This window comes from Sporosarcina pasadenensis (assembly GCF_047228845.1).
Lineage (GTDB): Bacteria > Bacillota > Bacilli > Bacillales_A > Planococcaceae > Sporosarcina.
This window is the reverse complement of the sequence record NZ_JBFEGM010000005.1, coordinates 54968-69832: the sequence shown is the minus strand read 5'-3', so window position 1 is coordinate 69832 and position 14865 is coordinate 54968. Positions and strand designations below refer to the sequence as shown.

General features: G+C 43.7%; 16 protein-coding genes. 9 read left to right on the top strand and 7 right to left on the bottom strand.

Features of this window, described 5'->3' with window-relative positions:
• Positions 1-58 precede the first annotated feature (58 nt).
• Positions 59-1231, bottom strand: a complete 1173-nt coding sequence (locus tag AB1K89_RS08585; protein ID WP_413054357.1) for a hypothetical protein — start codon at positions 1229-1231, stop codon at positions 59-61.
• Between the two features lie 80 nt (positions 1232-1311).
• A complete protein-coding gene (locus tag AB1K89_RS08580) occupies positions 1312-2040 on the bottom strand; it encodes a hypothetical protein (RefSeq protein ID WP_413054356.1) in 729 nt (242 codons plus the stop codon).
• Between the two features lie 403 nt (positions 2041-2443).
• Here AB1K89_RS08580 and AB1K89_RS08575 point away from each other — a divergent pair, with 403 nt between their 5' ends.
• The 3 genes from AB1K89_RS08575 to AB1K89_RS08565 all read left to right on the top strand — a co-directional run bounded on the left by AB1K89_RS08575 (position 2444) and on the right by AB1K89_RS08565 (position 5045).
• On the top strand, positions 2444-3730 hold the full coding sequence (locus AB1K89_RS08575) for a helix-turn-helix domain-containing protein (protein WP_413054355.1): 1287 nt from the start codon (positions 2444-2446) through the stop codon (positions 3728-3730).
• The gene (locus tag AB1K89_RS08570) at positions 3727-3867 is read left to right on the top strand and encodes a hypothetical protein (protein WP_413054354.1); all 141 of its coding nucleotides are present in this window, start codon (positions 3727-3729) and stop codon (positions 3865-3867) included. Before AB1K89_RS08575 ends, AB1K89_RS08570 begins: the two co-directional genes overlap by 4 nt.
• A gap of 398 nt (positions 3868-4265) precedes the next feature.
• Positions 4266-5045, top strand: a complete 780-nt coding sequence (locus AB1K89_RS08565; RefSeq protein WP_413054353.1) for a DUF6574 domain-containing protein — start codon at positions 4266-4268, stop codon at positions 5043-5045.
• A 241-nt stretch (positions 5046-5286) separates the two neighbouring features.
• Here the strand turns inward: AB1K89_RS08565 and AB1K89_RS08560 are convergent, their stop codons facing one another.
• Positions 5287-5421, bottom strand: coding sequence for a hypothetical protein (locus AB1K89_RS08560; protein WP_413054352.1), 135 nt, complete (start codon positions 5419-5421; stop codon positions 5287-5289).
• Positions 5421-6716 carry a tetratricopeptide repeat protein gene (locus AB1K89_RS08555; RefSeq protein WP_413054351.1) on the bottom strand — a complete coding sequence of 432 codons (1296 nt, stop codon included), beginning with the start codon at positions 6714-6716 and terminating at the stop codon, positions 5421-5423. The genes AB1K89_RS08560 and AB1K89_RS08555 overlap by 1 nt, the downstream gene beginning before the upstream one ends.
• A gap of 226 nt (positions 6717-6942) precedes the next feature.
• Here AB1K89_RS08555 and AB1K89_RS08550 point away from each other — a divergent pair, with 226 nt between their 5' ends.
• Positions 6943-7110, top strand: coding sequence for a hypothetical protein (locus tag AB1K89_RS08550; protein WP_413054350.1), 168 nt, complete (start codon positions 6943-6945; stop codon positions 7108-7110).
• Positions 7111-7317: 207 nt separating this feature from the next.
• Here the strand turns inward: AB1K89_RS08550 and AB1K89_RS08545 are convergent, their stop codons facing one another.
• Together AB1K89_RS08545 and AB1K89_RS08540 are read right to left on the bottom strand one after the other, a co-directional pair.
• Complete coding sequence (locus tag AB1K89_RS08545) at positions 7318-7503, bottom strand: hypothetical protein (protein WP_413054349.1); 186 nt, start codon at positions 7501-7503, stop codon at positions 7318-7320.
• A 373-nt stretch (positions 7504-7876) separates the two neighbouring features.
• The gene (locus AB1K89_RS08540; RefSeq protein ID WP_413054348.1) at positions 7877-8302 is read right to left on the bottom strand and encodes a hypothetical protein; all 426 of its coding nucleotides are present in this window, start codon (positions 8300-8302) and stop codon (positions 7877-7879) included.
• 212 nt (positions 8303-8514) lie between these two features.
• Here AB1K89_RS08540 and AB1K89_RS08535 point away from each other — a divergent pair, with 212 nt between their 5' ends.
• From AB1K89_RS08535 to AB1K89_RS08525, 3 genes are read left to right on the top strand one after another with little or no spacing between them, the layout of a single operon-like run.
• Positions 8515-8892, top strand: coding sequence for a MerR family transcriptional regulator (locus AB1K89_RS08535; RefSeq protein WP_413054515.1), 378 nt, complete (start codon positions 8515-8517; stop codon positions 8890-8892).
• Between the two features lie 4 nt (positions 8893-8896).
• Positions 8897-10429 carry a class I adenylate-forming enzyme family protein gene (locus tag AB1K89_RS08530; protein WP_413054347.1) on the top strand — a complete coding sequence of 511 codons (1533 nt, stop codon included), beginning with the start codon at positions 8897-8899 and terminating at the stop codon, positions 10427-10429.
• Entirely contained in the window at positions 10398-12068 is a 1671-nt protein-coding gene (locus AB1K89_RS08525; protein ID WP_413054346.1) for an acyl-CoA dehydrogenase family protein, read from the top strand. Before AB1K89_RS08530 ends, AB1K89_RS08525 begins: the two co-directional genes overlap by 32 nt.
• 131 nt (positions 12069-12199) lie before the next feature.
• Here AB1K89_RS08525 and AB1K89_RS08520 read toward each other — a convergent pair whose 3' ends face one another.
• Positions 12200-12727 carry a DUF4871 domain-containing protein gene (locus AB1K89_RS08520; protein WP_413054345.1) on the bottom strand — a complete coding sequence of 176 codons (528 nt, stop codon included), beginning with the start codon at positions 12725-12727 and terminating at the stop codon, positions 12200-12202.
• 285 nt (positions 12728-13012) lie between these two features.
• Between AB1K89_RS08520 and AB1K89_RS08515 the strand changes: the two genes are divergently transcribed.
• The gene (locus AB1K89_RS08515) at positions 13013-13243 is read left to right on the top strand and encodes a hypothetical protein (RefSeq protein WP_413054344.1); all 231 of its coding nucleotides are present in this window, start codon (positions 13013-13015) and stop codon (positions 13241-13243) included.
• A 159-nt stretch (positions 13244-13402) separates the two neighbouring features.
• Entirely contained in the window at positions 13403-14812 is a 1410-nt protein-coding gene (locus AB1K89_RS08510; RefSeq protein WP_413054343.1) for a GGDEF domain-containing protein, read from the top strand.
• The last annotated feature ends 53 nt before the right edge of the window (positions 14813-14865 follow it).

Below are 14865 nucleotides of genomic sequence, written 5' to 3'. Positions count from 1 at the left end.
TATACAATTGTAGTGTATAGTCGGAATAGTTTGCTGCACAGGCACCATCAAAAAAAAGCTAACGGACAATAAAGTCATATGGGGAGAGGCGCTTTTTCTTTTTTTGTGCATAGTGGTACATGCCATCGAGGCCATGGATTGGGAGCTCGTTTAGCAATCTGCCTGTCGTAACGTCATATGTGTCGATTGAATGAGTGTCGGATGATTCGTGATAGCGGAAGAAGTGGAGCTTGCCGTCTATGAAGTATATTTGTTCGGACATTTTCATTTGTCCTTGACTAGCTCCTTGAAGGGTAAATGCAATATGGATTTCACCTGTTTCGGGGTTGAGCGCATGCACGTCCCCGATTCCATCTACATAGTACAGGATGCCGTCATGAATAGTGGCGGCGTTCCGGAGGTTATAAGGGAGGCGGATGATGTACTCTTGGATGTCCTTGTAAGTAGTTAGTGGAAACCTCTCGATGTTCTTCGTCTTTTCGTGGATGCGGTACACATCGCTTGTCATTTTCTCCGTGTCGGCCATCAAAAGATAATAGTAGTTGCCTTCTTTGAGAATCGATGCCAATCCAGTCCGTTCGCCAATCGGGCCGAGCGAAACGATTTCTTCTAGCTGGACATCTTTTTGAAGGGGCATCTTTTGCAATGAAATGCGGTCCCCGTCACCGATTACCATCAGCAGATTCCCGTCTGCCTTGCCAGACATCTGCAAATAATGTGGGATGTGGTCAGTTTCGAAACCGTTCTCGTTTCCGAACCGTATATTCGACTTATAGCCGCCATCCTCGGTGAAGCCAGAGTTATAGATGCTGTAAAAGAGATTGTCCTTATCATTGAAAGCCGTCACCTCACCGGTATGTTCTTCTGGCAGCATGGTGAACTTTTTGGTCCCATTCGAATCGGCCAAATAGACATGCCCGCGGTCCGTCAAAAAGAATGTGTCCTTTGTTGCAAAAACCGTCCCAAGCTCAAGGCCTTCCATTTTCCACAGTTTTGAATTTCCATCCTGATCAATAAAAACCGCAAAGCTGAGGCCATCCCGATTCATATCCTGATCCGCAGTCGTCGAGAAATATAGAATTGCCTCAGTATCCTTCAGCAATTCAGGATTTGAAAGGTCATTCCCCGAAAGGAATTCTATCGAATGTTGCCGGCTAAAAGTATAATAGGCAGTGGTCAAGACGACGATAAGCAAGGCGGTAATGCCGGCAATTAGCAACTTCTTTTTCATTTTCCGAAACCTCCTTAGCTGAATGAAGGAGCTGGCCTTTAACGGACACCTCCTTCGTAAGAATCAATGTCTCGGTATTATTAAATTTGGCGGATGAATGTTGTCTGTTTTGCGTCGCGGACATCTCGCGGATAGACGCCAAAGCCTTTATTTACATCCAAATCCAGTCCGCCAAACAATAAGTAAGCTGACCAGATGAGTTTGGAGCAGTTTTTCGCACCCATATGCCCCGTGTTGCGGTTGTTCATAAAGTTCAACGAGTATGGCTGTCCGATTTGGGAATACGCCCAGTTTGCCGCATTTCGCTTGACTGCGCTTGTTGTGGAAACGGATTTCACGACAGCCCCTTTTTCAACCAACCTGACGTTGGCGGAAATGCTGCGGACGCCGGTCGGGAAGATCGACTCCACAATCGTGTTGCTGGAATAGTATAATCCGACATGCCCGTGGTCTACGAATGCTGTCGAGGCCGGAGTATAGAAGAAATCACCGCTAGCGCTCGGACCGATGATATAGCTTGCAGCCCCCCCGCCTTGAACCTTATCCGTTTTGCCGAAATGCTCGGCCAACAGCTTCGTAATTGCAATGGACAATTGGTTTTGTTTATTCATTTGCCCATTATTTTTCTCTTCGCTCAATCTTGTTGGCAGGACGAGCTCCTCGCCCTGTTTTTGTATCTCCTCGACGGAAACAATCGGTTGAATCTGTAACATCTCATCTTTTTGTTGCTGGACTGCTGAAGCGCGGATAGGGGACTGAACACCGATAACGAGAATTCCTGCCAATGCAAATGCAATGAATCTTTTCACGTTACTCGCTCCTTTTGCGAAGGCAACTGGCCAGTTTGCCTTCAAATTATATGTTGTCCAACATACTTAAACTATAGCACGGATGATATAATAGTTAAAATTTTGGTATAATTAGTGATTTGTACTGAATTCTTGTATATGATTGAGTGAAAAGCCGGGACCCTATTGTGTATATGCAAAGATTAACGCTACTTGATAGGTAAATAGGCTGTTATATTGATGAAATGATAAAAAACTTAATAGAACAAATTGAGGAGTGGATTTTCCCTATAGTGATGGAAGAATCATTTGCATGTCCACAAAACAAGTACAAAAGAATGAAAATTGGGAATAGATAAATTTCGTGTTGTATGTAACAAATAAGTTACGTACAATGGTGGAAAGGAAGAAAAGAGGTGCCAGCATGCACATCGGCAGTCGGATACGGAGGCTGCGGGAGAGCAGAGGCCTCAATCAAAAGGAGGCGAGCTCCGGAATCATATCAACTTCCCACTATAGCAATATTGAAAGCGGTCGTTTTGAACCATCGAGCGATGTACTCGAATTGCTAGCTGATCGGCTCGATGTGCCAATTAGCTATTTCCAAAGAATCCATGAAGATGATGCACTCCTCCAAAACTTATTGTTGGAATATGAGGAACTACTATCTTCGAATATGAAGGCAATTCCACAGTTTATTGACAAGCACCATAAGCGTTTTGCCTATATCTCCTCCATCCATCAGGAAATCATGTTTCATCTATTGAAATATACCGAACTGGTTAAATTAGGACGCATCCCAGAAGCACAAGCCCATTACTCCTCAGAAGTCGCCCACATACCACAAAAATTCTTTGAAAATGCCAGCAGAGCGCTCCTTGAGAAATATACGTATATATCAGGTGTGTATTACTATTTCAAGAAGGACTATATGGCGAGCATTTCCCATTTTGAAGACGCCCTCCACTTGACGATAGAGGAATCCCTTTCAGCGAAAATTAATTACAATATTTCCTTAGCCCTCTACAAGCTTTATGATTATGGCACCGCCCATGTATATGCAAAGCGTGCAAAGGAGCAGTATTTGCATATGCATAATTGGGTGAGGTCCGGAGATTGCTATAATCTGATTGCAGCACTCTACCTCGCACAGCATAAGCAGACAGAAGCGAGACGATACATTGACAAGGGATTCAGTGTTTTGGGAAGTCCTATGTCAGAGACTCATGGCCGGCTGTATCATAATCTGGCTACCGTTTTAATGAAAGAGAACGACTATGCCCTTGCACTGAAAACAGTCAATCAATGCATTGACTTGAAAAAACAGTTGAAATGTACAACTCTCTTTGACTCACAACTTCTGAAATTGAAAATTTTAATCCGTCTCGGTGATCTAATGGCATTGCGGGAAAGTATTAATCGACTGCAAGTCTCCATCCAGAATGAACTGGAGCAAGCGAATCTCGACTATTTTGAGGCGAAATTATACCACGCCCTTGGCGAATATGAGCTCTATGAACAGAAAATGAAGAATTGCATTTACCATCTACATGAAAATGAAGACTGGAATGAACTGAAGGACGCCGCCCGCCATCTATCCCTCCACTATGAAACGAACAAGAAATATAAAAACGCCTTCAAATTCCAGGAACTTTGCATCGACGCCTACAGGCGATTAACGATGGAGCTGAAGGGAGGTGAAGAATCGTGAAAAAGAAAGTGCTGATGATGTGCCTCATCCTTGGTTTAGCGGTATTTGCACCATCGATGGATAAAGCATACGCTAGCGATTACAGCACGCACGCACTTGGCGGACCGGATGTAGGCCCACCACATGCCAAGGGGTAAATGAGAGAATAATTTTATACTTTTACATGCACGTAAATATACGTGCTCTTTTTTTGTGCATAATCTAAAAATCAGTCGTAACGAAAGGATTATCGTAATACAGTTACTATAGAAGGCCGATACCCTGAATTGGCTCAGCCTGTTGACAAACGCTCGCATCCGTTGTTGCTCGTGTCGCTCGTGCGCTCATGAACTTTAGTTCTATTCACGTCTTCGCTCCACTTCGCGCCTAGGATGACAAGCGTTTTCAATCAGGCTGAGGGATATGTCTATTAATCGTGTTTATCCCTAAAATTGAGTGTGGGCAAAATCATAGAACGACTTTGTCTACACTTTGGGCCAATACCCTGGAATGGCTACCGTAGTCTTGGATGAAGAAATAAACAGGAGGAGAAAAATTGACGTGTACGAATTGCGGGAATAAGCATGCGAACGGACGGTTTTGCGGGAGTTGCGGCATGAGGATGGCCGAGGCGGCAGAAGTCTTTCAAGATGGACAGACGGTCGTTGAGGCAACTGTTGTGAATACGGAATCAAACGTTCATCTGGAGAAAATGAGTAATCTGACGAAGGAATACTGGTCCTATTTTGTAAGACATTTGAAACATCCCTCGATCAGCCTTACAAGACAGGACGATGAGTTTCGGAACGGCTTCATTTCATTGCTTCTGTATGCAAGCATTTTTGGACTGTCCTTTTTCACGCTGCTCAAAGGCATGGCGCTTGAAGCGGTCGGTGTGGATAGTAGTCCCTCGTTTTTATCAGTCTTCTTGAATGTAGCAGGATTCACGGCAGTTTGCATCGCGATCGTTTCAATCGGTCTCTTCATTATCGGAAAGAATTTTGGACCTGCCTATCCGTTTAAGCAGACGTTGGAGTTATACGGCGCACACTCCTTGCCTGCCATCGTCATTGGCGTCGTCGCCCTGTTTTTACTGCTAATGAAATCTTACTGGTACGGAATTTTCCTGCTGATTATCAGTTTTATCTATGTTCTCATGCTTTCACCGGGCTATGTAATAAGCGTCCTCTTATCCAAAAAACCAAAAGGAATCGACCCGCTGCACGGCTACGCAGCCTACACAGTCCTCGTCATCATCCTATTCGGCCTCCTACTCAAACTCCTCGGCGACTCCACCGTCGGAACGTACCTAGCAGAACTAAGAGGAATGCTCTAATTGTGAGAATTGTTTGGGTGCCTGTGCGAGGTACAATTATGACAATTCAAGAATAATGATATTTATACAGTGGAATTTAAGGAAAACATTGATATAAAGGCACTATTGGATTTTAATTATACAATTGTAGTGCATAGTCAGAATTGCTTGCTACACAGGCACCGTAGTAATAAGGTACCGTACTAATATTGAGTAAAATAAAAAGGAATGCATCCATTACGGAGCATTCCTTTTTATTTAATTATTTTTCTAATGTGTAAGAGAAAGTTTTTAAAACCTTTGGAACTTGGTCAGAGTTACTTGCTGAAACAGTGCTGTTTTGAACTGCCATACCTAAAACAAGAGCTAGTAAAAGAATCGAAGCATTTTTTTTCATTACAAATCCTCCCATTTTTCTTTTTTGCTGTAAATATAGCCATATCTAATCCCATCTCGATAGAAAATAGATGCTAGCTTATATTTCCTATTATTATAGTACCACTCTGCCAGCGCAATGCAATACTTATGAATTAATCTGAAATCTTGCATTTCCTTAAAATGCTGAATGGCGGCTTCTGCTATTTCTAAAGACAATCCATGTTCGCTATGCAATGATTTATAGAAGCTGAAATGATGAAAATAAGAAATTTGGTTTTCATCATCTAATTGATGATATAATGCAATCCCTTTTTCGGCCCAATCTCTAACGAGGTTCTTTTCATTCATTTTTGAATATGCCTCGATTAGTGAGAGAATCGTAATCAGCTTTTCAGATGGATCTATTTTATGGTCGATGCTTTTTTTATAATATTGTATAGCCTGATTAGTTTTCCCCATAGCACTATTCAGTGTACCTATATTATGATAAATGATCCCTTTTTCGCTGTGCAAATTAAATTCTTCGCTTATTTGCATAGCTTTTGAATATGCTTCCAGTGCGTCTTGGAATTTATCGCTTCTTTTATATGATATTCCGATAAGAATATAGCAATCTAACACTCTACTCATCATTAGATGTTCTCGAAAATAATTAAGAGCACGTCTAGCATGATCAATCGAATTGAATGTATGCCCATCGGCCGCATAAATCGCAGCAATTATATAATTAAATTCAGCTTTTTCCCATTCTCCAAGAGGTAACGACTCCAGTTTATGGAGTATTAACTCAAAATAATGTATGGCCATTTTTCGGTTGCCAGTATTATAACAGAATAACCCTTTATTTAAGTGAAACAAATAAAGTTGGTAAACATCAAATTTATTAATAGATTCTTCAAGTAATTCAATTTCTTGGTTGAGTTTTCCTAAATCAATTCTTACTATCAAATTAAATCGAAAAGTAATAAGCGAATAAGTAAAATGCAATGAATCGTTTTCAAATAGGGGGACGTTTTGCTCAAGATATTCTAATTTTTCTTTCGTGAAATTTAAATCTCTCTCTGTCATTACTTCACGATAAGTCTCCAACAACATCTTCTCAAACTCAATTTCCGTTTCTTCATCATTCTCCTGCAATTTCCCCGGGTCCATCCCAAGCCGTTCCATGAGCAGTTCGGCAATGTCATCGCTCGGTTCAATTTGATTCCGTTCAATTTTGGATAAATAAGATGGCGTACAAATCCCTTTGGCCAGGACAACTTGTTTCATATCTTGCCGTACACGTTCCGCACGTATCAAATGACCTATTTTCATTCGCCGATCCCTCTCTTTATCTGCCTAATCCTAATTTACAGTATAAAGGATATTAATGCAAAGTGAGAAACTTTTCTTGAAAAAGCGAAAAAAAACGTTGTTTTTGAAAAAAATGTCCCAACCAGTTATACTTCTTTAGAAGGACGGTGCGTGATATATTAAAGTTAATAGTCCCACGCCATGGAGATTCATCGAAATAAAACAGGACAAAAGGAGTGTGAAGGGGATGACGATAGCAAGGACTGAAGTAGAGTGCGAAATGGAATTCCTGGACATCGAGATCATGAAGATGAAGATGGAACTCTTACAATTTGTTAAGAAGATGCAATCCAATGGTTTATTGAAATCCGTTGATTACGATGAGTTAACAAATACGCTGAGTCCAAGTGAATAATATTTGGAGATGAAGGTGACTGACATTCGAGGAATGTTACAGTCACCTTTTCGATTATTTACGTAAAAAAGCACTGAAATATGCATAAATGTCTTCAGACATGTATACATGTGTCGAAATACTCATGAATAGACCTTTATACATAAGCCGTCGAAGAGAAAGTAGAAAAAGCTGTTTCGAAGTGGATTCCGACTTCGAAACAGCTTTTTAAGATCCTCTTGTCCTCTTGACGCCTTTGATCATGAGTCCGACGGCGCTTGTCACGTTGAGCAGAACGCCTAAGATGAGCAAGCTCCATTCAACGATGTTCGGAAGCGAAAGGGTTAAGGATAACACGAGTGATATTGAGCCGATGACGAGCAACAGCATTAGTATCGGTATCTTTTTTTGCATCTAAATGCCTCCTTTTGCAATGCTGGCGCGTATTTAAGGGTAATATAACCGCACAGTGATTGCAATGATCATTCGCATTTTCGTTTATGTGTCGGTGAATAAAGTAAGGAAGGCAGCCCGCTACTAGCATGGGCTGCCTCAGCCTGTTGACAAACGCTCGCATCCGTTGTTGCTCGTGTCGCTCGTCCGCTCATGAACTTTAGTTCTATTCGCGTCTTCGCTCCACTTCGCGCCTAGGCTGACAAGCGTTTTCAATCAGGCTGAGGAAATCTCTATGCACCACTGCTTTCCCCAAAAAAAGAGTGTAGACAAAGCCAAAACAAGACTTTGTCTACACTCTGAGGCAACCTACTAGCATGGGCTACCTGTTTTTCTATGCTTCATATTCAACTGCATTGTATTGTTCATTGAACTCTTTAATACAAGGGAATATGTAGTTCAATTGCCCTTCGTGATACGTGAAGGTATGTAGTAAACGGTCAGTTTGCCGATCAATGAACTTTTGCGGAACTGGAATTGAGATGCTTGTGTCATCATCAAAAACGACGTTGGTAAGATACTCATCCACTTTATATGTTTTGAAGGAGCCATTCAAAATCCATACACATTCGATATGGTCTGACGGTTCCGTTTGTAAGATGACTTTCGAACCGGGCAGTTTCTCTAGAAACTCCATAGGTGTGAGAGTAGAAGAATAAGTACCATGTGTCGTGAATATCTCCGACAAGCCAGCAGATGTTTTCGCCCAACGCAATGCGTTAACAGTCCGATGATCATGCAAAAAATGTTTACTAGACATAATATATCCTCCTTTTAGATTAGTTATTTTTCATTATAGCATGACTAATTTGAAAAATATAGTCAAATTGTTACAATTTCTTCTAGATTAGGAGTAGTACTGTTGCACGTGCATATTTTAAGAACACACATAATCGTTTATCGAAACAACTTCTTGACCTTTACGTTAACGTCAATGCTATATTCATAGGAAAGGCTGAAGGGGTGGTGAAGCTGAAGACGATTACGGAAGTGGCGGAATCATTCGGGGTGTCGACGCGTACAATCCGGTATTATGAGGAAATCGGGTTGCTCGCGCCAGAACGGTCAGAGGGGAATCAGCGACTCTATTCGAATTCCGAGCTTGCGAAGCTGAAGCTCATTTTCCGCGGCAAGCGGTACGGGTTTTCATTGGACGACATCAAGGAGATGGTGTTGTTGTTCGACAAGGATCGGACAGGGCGCAAACAACTTGAAGTGACGATCGAATACGGCAAACGACGTATCGGGGAAATTGATCGGAAAATCCGTGAGTTGCAGGAAATGAAGACTGAAATGGAAGAGTTGCTCGTAGAATTTACTGAAAAATTGGATAGTTCGAAAGGGGAATGAAGGGATGAACAGTTCACAGCTGTTGGAGAGGAATGCAAGGAAGTACCCCGAATCAGAAGCTGTCGTCAGCATGGGGAAGCGGACGACGTACGAGGAATTGGACAACCGCGTCAACCGGTTCGGCCATGCACTTTTGAAGGAAGGCATCGCGAAAGGATCGAAAGTGGCGCTGTTCTTGCCGAATGTCGAGGAATTCATCGTCGCCTATTTCGCCGTTCAGCGTATTGGCGCGATTGTCGTTCCGGTCAACGTCAAGCTGACAACGGAAGAATTGACATATGTGCTCAACCATTCGGATGCAGAAGCGCTCATTGCGCATAAAATGCTGTTTGAAACCGTGAAGCCATTGCAATCACCCTCTTTATTAATCAAAACAGGCGAAGCGTCAGGAACTTGGAAGAGCTTTGAATCGCTTATCCAAAATGCAGATGACAAACCGATACTATGCAACTTGAAAGAGGACGATGAATCGACAATCCTGTACACGTCCGGAACGACCGGAAATCCGAAAGGGGTACTGTTCAGCTATCGCAATATCCTCACGGTTGCTTCGATGATCGCCGTCGAAATGGAGTTCAAGCCGGAAAGCCGCGTCCTCCTCATGATGCCGCTCAGCCATTCGGCTCCGCTTCACTTATTCATGATGGCAGGCATGTATGTCGGCGCAACGCTCGTCCTCACACCGACTTTCACGCCTGATCTCCTGATCGACACGGTGGAAAAGGAGAGGACGACCCATTTCTTTGGCGCACCTGTTGCCTATTTGCTGACGGCGGGACAACCACGATTGAAGGAGGCGGACCTTTCCTCGATGAAGTGGTGGATTTACGGCGGGGCGCCGCTATCCGCGAATGAAGTGAACATGGTGCAAAACGCTTTCCGGACGGACAATCTCGTCTGTGTATACGGCCTGACGGAAGCGGGTCCGAGCGGCTCATTGCTGCTTGCGGAAGAGCATGCAACGAAATCCGGCAGCATCGGACGACGGGCGCCGTTGCATACGGAGCTTCGGATTGTGAATGAATATGGCGACGACGTTTCACCGGGGGAAATCGGCGAAATCGTCCTTCTCGGGGAAGGGAATATGCTCGGATACTATAAAAATGAGGAAGCGACGAAGGAGGCATTCATTGGAGAGTGGCTTAAGACAGGCGACTTGGCGAAATTCGATGAGGACGGCTATATATGGATTGTCGACCGCAAAAAGGATTTGATCATTTCGGGCGGCGTCAATATTTATCCGAAAGAGATCGAGGAGACGATCCTCCGCTATCCGGGAATCCGCGAAGTTGCGGTCGTCGGCGTGCCGCATCCTGAATGGGGCGAAACCGTGAAAGCGGTGTTCGCTGCAACGAATCCGGTCGACAGTGAGGAATTAAAAGCGTTCCTCCACGAGCACCTCGCCAAATACAAAGTGCCGCGCCTATATGAACAAGTCGACGCACTGCCACGGAACGCCTCCGGGAAAATCCTAAAACAGCCATTGAGGGAAGGGGTGACCGTCAATGAAGGTCGTACAGGAAGCGGAAACGATTAAGACCGACAACTTCTTTGAAGGCGACGACACACTACGATTGATTCTCGAAGAGCATTTAGAAGGCGAATTCCTTGAATACGCGAAACGCGAGCTTTCCCTTTTCGGAGAGCTGTGCGCAAACGAAATCGACGAGCGCGCAAAGCATACTGACCGTGAAGGAGAGCCGCGCCTCATCCGGTACGACAAATTCGGAGAGGAAGTTTCCGACGTATGGGTGAATGAAGGGTACCGGAAAACAGTCCAAGAAACGTATGATACAGGCATTGTCGGATATGTCCATAAAGAAATTCCGGAGCTTGGCCATAAAGGGAATTACACGTACAGTTTCGCGCAAGGCTATTTATTGTCGCATGCGGAACCCGGATTTTATTGCCCGGTGACCCTCACAATGGCGACTGCTTATTTACTCGACCATTATGCGGATGAACAAGTGAAAAACCTGTTCCTAAACAATGTTTGTTCGACGGGTGAAGTTCCGCTATACGAAGGCGCGACGTTTCTGACAGAGCGCCAAGGCGGATCGGACGTCGGGGCGAACGTCGTGAAGGCGGTGAAGAATGGTGATCAGTACCGGCTATACGGCGAGAAATATTTTGCCTCGAACGCTGGTATGGCGGGAGTGGCAATGGTGCTCGCGAGAATCGAAGGAGCACAGGACGGGTCTCGCGGATTGACATTGTTCGCAGTTCCGTGGCGCCAGGAAGACGGCAAATTGAACGGGCTCCGCATCCGCCGGTTGAAAGACAAACTAGGCGTCCGGGCCGTCCCTTCCGGGGAAGTCGAGTTCGACGGTGCGCTCGCCTATGTGGTAGGGGATCCGGCAAAAGGATTATATTATATGATGGAAGCCCTCAATCTGTCGCGTATTTGCAACGCGGTCGCTTCCGTCGGCATCATGCGGCGCGCCTTGTTGGAGTCAAAAGCGTACGCAACCCGCCGAAATGCATTCGGTAAGCGGCTAACCGACTATCCGATGGTGCAGGACACACTCGGGAAAATGGCGGCAAGGCTTCACGTTGAAGTGGCAACTGTCTTTGATTTCATCCAACTGTATGAACGTGTAACGGAAGGCTCCGCGTCTGAACGCGAAATAATTTTGAACAGGCTTTTCATTGCACTCATTAAAAAGGAGACAGCCGAGCAAGCGATCCACTTCGCCCATGAAGCGATTGAAATGCATGGCGGCAACGGCTATATCGAAGATTTCGTCACGCCGCGCCTTCTGAGGGATGCACAAGTACTAACAGTCTGGGAGGGCACCGCCAATATTTTAGGACTTGAGCTCATCCGGCTCGTCTATAAATTCGAAGCTCATAAACTGTTCATTGACGAAATGCGCAGCCGTCTTGTCGTCGTAAAGGACAGTGAGATGAAGGAGGCGTTGTTGGTGGAAGTAAACAGATTAGCCAATAACCTCTCGTCTTTCGCAGGTTACGATCATGCGCTCCAAACATTCGAAGCGAAAGGACTCATGAAGCGGATGGCGCATCTATACGAAAGTGTCGTCGCACTTGAATGGGCGATGAAACACGGCGGCAAGTTTGAAAAGTTGGCGGAGATTTATATTGAGGATACATGGTCTTTACGGAATGTCGGAGATGAAATGAAGACTGTCGGTTATTTTGACCAGATCATTTGAATAAAAGGTAGTCGGCTGTCAATTTACTAGACGATTAAATCGCATAAGAAAACGCAGAGGTAGTACCACCACTGCGTTTTTTCTCTCTTATTTATTGGATAATTGATTAAAGCCTTTTTGTTGAGTATGGGTTAACCTTCTACTACATTTACAACAATTTCTCCAAAAAAATTTTCACCAAAATAAACTTTTAACTTCCATAATCCTGATGTTGGAAACTCCATTCCAGATGGAATATGTGCATCAGCTCCATTATGAGGACTGTTCCACTCATTTGGATACTCCCAAACTTTTTCACTAGTTGTCATTCCCATATTCTGAATTAAGACTTTGTGTTCTTCACCTTTTTCATTGATACCTACCACCTTGAAATTTCCGTTTAATTCTTCATCTTTACCCCAAAAATGCCACATGTACTTATTTGCTTTTCCTTTAATGATTGGTTCAACTTCAACTACCCCTTCTTTTCCCGAACCGATTAAGAAACCCAATTTTTCTTCCACTCCAATCAAAACATACGCTCCTTTAGTACCATCGCCGAAAGTGACTGGTATTTCGAAAGTTGGGCTAACCTCCCATTCTTCTTTAACAACTTTCCTTTCCTCTGAACATCCTGCCAAGAATACTGTCAATAATAAACCTAAAATTATTTTTCTCATATTGACCTCCTTGTGTTATTAGACGATATCACATAAATTTACTACCTAATATTTTGACCTTTATTAATTTTACAACATCCTTTGTATCATATGCATGTTGCGAAAAATGAATGTTTCCCCATGTTCCCCCAGCATATGACAATATAATCTGTCGATGCACATTGGTTCGTTTTCTTTACTGGCGATTTTCAAAGTTGAATGGCGTATTTTATCAATAAAATTGAATTTTCTATTCCTTTAGGTCGTCGTATAGTTATAGATAGGATGAAACTATGGGGAGTGAGTGTGATTAAAAAGATAGCCGCAATAATTTTAGCTGCCGCCGTCGTAGTAAGCAGCATCACGATATTTGCAGGGGTTCGTCCCGCTATTGAACTGCTTGCTTCATTGGAAATGGAATACGAGAAGCAAAAGATTGATGCCGAATCAATGCAAAGATTGGATGGAGGATTGGATAAAGCCGAATTGGATATCCTCCAGCACGCAAAAATTCTAGATGGACAAGCTAGGAAATAGGGGGAAATGCCACTTGTAAGGAGCTGTTTCATACAGCTCCTTACATAATTATTCGACAAATAAGTTCCACAATAATCCAGGACATGTTACTATAGTAGTAACTATTATTTGGAGCATGCGGTTATATTGAACTAAGAACGAGGAATAGGAGTTGTGGGCATGGAGAAGGAAGACTTGGTTTCATTGCAGCGAAATGTCCAAAAGCTGAGGGTGGAAGGGAAATACGAAGAGACAATCGAAGCGTGTTTTCAATTATTGGAGGCAGGTTTAACAGCAAATGACCCGAAATCCATTTTGACAGCCCATCTAAACAATGCCGCGTCTTTTTACTGCATCGGAGCAATCGAAGAAGCGTTCCATAGCATCGATGCCTATCTGGAATATTGCATCGACAATGGCGATGAAGATGACCGACTGAATGGATGCAACGTCCTGTTCCTATTGCATGAGTACAATAAGGACTACCAGAAAGCGAAGGGGACATTGGATCGAGCCATTGAACTGGGCAAGAAACTCGAGCGTTACAATATCGTCAGCAATGCATACAGCAACTATAGTATGGTTCTCACAACCGAATCGAATTTTGAAGGCGCACTGACGATGGCACAAAAAGGATTGGCGATGGCAAAGCTGCATGAACCGAGGACTCCAATATTGGAATTCCGGGTGAAGCTGAATGTCGCAAACGCGCTTATTGGCTTGGAGAAACTTGAGGATGCGGAACAGCTCGTAAATGAGTTGGTGAATGATCCAATTCTTGAGTCCTTCATTCGGGAAAAGACACAAGTGCACGATTTGTACGGGCGATTTTTAATGCATAAAAAGATGTACCCCGAAGCATTGGAAGCATATGACGTAGCGAAAGAGCTTGCGGAAAGCTATAATGACAGGAATTTGCTGAAAGGCATCTTGGAAAAGAGATGCAAGCTTTGTGACTTGATGGGCGATGTGGAACGTGGTTATAAAGCCCAGCAGGCATTGATCGATCTGTTGAGCGATTTGCACCAGTACGAAGTTGCAATGACCGCTGTCAAATTGGGAGTGAAGCATCGGATTACGTCCATCGAACGCCGGGCAAACACCGATTACCTTACAGGTTTGTACAACAGGTGCTATATGGAAACGACGGCGGACAAATGGCTTGCAGAAGCATCGCATACTGGCGAAAGTATCGTCTGCATCGCGTTTGATCTTGACAATTTAAAAATCTTGAATGATACATATGGCCACATATTTGGAGATAAAATCATCAAGAAAATTGGTCAAACGTGCGCCCGCCAAATTCGGAGCGATGACTTGATGGGCCGTTTCGGCGGCGACGAATTCGCCATTATTTTACGCGATCTATCCCTTGCAGAAGCACACCATAAAGCAGAGAAACTGCTTGAAGCAGTCCGTTCAATCAAAGTTGAAAAAGACGGCATTTACATTTCATTAACCGCAAGCGTCGGCGTCGCCGATAACGCAAACGGCAAAATTCAAACATTCACCGATCTGTTCCACCAAGCTGACCTCGCACTCTATCAAGCAAAAGAAGGCGGGAAAAACCAAATTTGCATAATGAGTTGAAAAAGAGGCGTATGCCTCTTTTTTATTATCCATGCATTCTGAAAATTATGGTA

Excerpts from the sequence above, each read along its gene's own strand:
- AB1K89_RS08585 (WP_413054357.1), bottom strand. The coding sequence starts at position 1,231 with ATGAAAAAGAAGTTGCTAATTGCCGGCATTACCGCCTTGCTTATCGTC.
- AB1K89_RS08575 (WP_413054355.1), top strand. The coding sequence starts at position 2,444 with ATGCACATCGGCAGTCGGATACGGAGGCTGCGGGAGAGCAGAGGCCTC.
- AB1K89_RS08560 (WP_413054352.1), bottom strand. The coding sequence starts at position 5,421 with ATGAAAAAAAATGCTTCGATTCTTTTACTAGCTCTTGTTTTAGGTATG.
- AB1K89_RS08555 (WP_413054351.1), bottom strand. The coding sequence starts at position 6,716 with ATGAAAATAGGTCATTTGATACGTGCGGAACGTGTACGGCAAGATATG.
- AB1K89_RS08550 (WP_413054350.1), top strand. The coding sequence starts at position 6,943 with ATGACGATAGCAAGGACTGAAGTAGAGTGCGAAATGGAATTCCTGGAC.
- AB1K89_RS08545 (WP_413054349.1), bottom strand. The coding sequence starts at position 7,503 with ATGCAAAAAAAGATACCGATACTAATGCTGTTGCTCGTCATCGGCTCA.
- AB1K89_RS08540 (WP_413054348.1), bottom strand. The coding sequence starts at position 8,302 with ATGTCTAGTAAACATTTTTTGCATGATCATCGGACTGTTAACGCATTG.
- AB1K89_RS08530 (WP_413054347.1), top strand. The coding sequence starts at position 8,897 with ATGAACAGTTCACAGCTGTTGGAGAGGAATGCAAGGAAGTACCCCGAA.
- AB1K89_RS08525 (WP_413054346.1), top strand. The coding sequence starts at position 10,398 with ATGAAGGTCGTACAGGAAGCGGAAACGATTAAGACCGACAACTTCTTT.
- AB1K89_RS08520 (WP_413054345.1), bottom strand. The coding sequence starts at position 12,727 with ATGAGAAAAATAATTTTAGGTTTATTATTGACAGTATTCTTGGCAGGA.
- AB1K89_RS08510 (WP_413054343.1), top strand. The coding sequence starts at position 13,403 with ATGGAGAAGGAAGACTTGGTTTCATTGCAGCGAAATGTCCAAAAGCTG.